This is a genomic window from Psychrobacter sp. I-STPA6b (assembly GCF_020662265.1).
Taxonomy (GTDB): Bacteria; Pseudomonadota; Gammaproteobacteria; order Pseudomonadales; family Moraxellaceae; genus Psychrobacter.
The window spans coordinates 1-484 of record NZ_VEWM01000066.1 but is presented as its reverse complement, the minus strand read 5'-3'; the positions used below and the strand labels follow the sequence as shown (position 1 = coordinate 484).

1 protein-coding gene is annotated in these 484 nt (G+C 52.1%); it reads left to right on the top strand.

The window, feature by feature from the left end:
- Window positions 1-36: 36 nt before the first annotated feature.
- Window positions 37-484, top strand: a 448-nt coding sequence (locus tag FHK88_RS07285) for a FecCD family ABC transporter permease (protein WP_264480637.1), incomplete at its 3' end; no start/stop codon positions are given.

Sequence of the window (484 nt, the reverse complement as noted above, 5' to 3'; positions counted from 1 at the left end):
GCATTGGGCGTAGGCTTTGGTGAGTGGGCCAATCCCATGTCTTTGGATGAGACCATCTGGCAGTTGCGCTATCCAAGGATTGCCACGGCACTACTTGTCGGAATGGCCTTGTCGGTTAGCGGGGCTGCGCTGCAAGCACTGTTTGAAAATCCGCTTGCTGACCCAAGTCTGATAGGCACTTCAGGCGGCGCAGCGCTAGGTGTCGTTTTAGTATTAGCCCTCGGTATCTCTGGGGTAGGAGTACCGCTCGCTGCTTTTACTGGTAGCGTCGTTGTCTGCTTGTTTATTTTAGCCATTCACCGCTTTTTAGGGGGCGGGCAGATGGGGTTATTGATATTAGGCTTCGTCATTAGTGCCTTTTGTGCGGCTATAGTCAGTTTGGTGCTATTTATGTCTGATGATATGGTACTGCGCAGCGCGACCAATTGGCTATCTGGCAGTATGGCTGAAGCTGGCTTTGTGCCGCTACGTTACGCGGTGATAT